The organism is Cedecea sp. B1(4), from assembly GCF_059414925.1.
Genome location: NZ_JCAHMZ010000370.1, coordinates 1 through 500 on the forward strand (window position 1 = coordinate 1; position 500 = coordinate 500).

The following is a 500-nucleotide window of genomic DNA, read 5'->3' on the forward strand; positions in this document are numbered from 1 at the left end:
CTATCCGGGCGGCATGCTGGACCACGGCCTGGAAATCGTCGCCTACAGCGCTGAAGCTGCGGCAGTCACACCTGCTGCCCACCGGCGCCACGCCAGAGGAACAGGCGGCCCAGGCCGAGGCCTGGACCGCAGGCACGGCCTACGCGGCCCTGCTGCACGACATCGGCAAGATTGCGGTCGATCTGCACGTCGAGCATGCCGACGGCAGCGTCTGGCATCCCTGGCACGGCCCACTGCGAAAGCCCTACCGCTTCCGTTACCGAAAGGAGCGTGAGTACCGCCTGCACAGCGCCGCCACCGGGCTGCTCTACGCGCGCCTTCTCGATCGGGACATCTTCGACTGGCTCAGCGGCTATCCCGACCTCTGGGCCGCGCTGCTGTACGTGCTGGCCGGCCAGTACGAGCACTCCGGCACGCTCGGCGAGCTGGTCGTGCAGGCCGACCAGGCATCGGTCGCCCAGGAACTCGGCGGCGATCCCAGCAAGGCGCTGGCGGCGCCC

Annotated in this window: 1 pseudogene; it reads left to right on the forward strand. The window is 69.6% G+C overall.

Features of this window, described 5'->3' with window-relative positions:
* A pseudogene (locus tag ACR6JA_RS23340) lies at nucleotides 1-500 on the forward strand (TraI domain-containing protein); the annotation flags it as partial.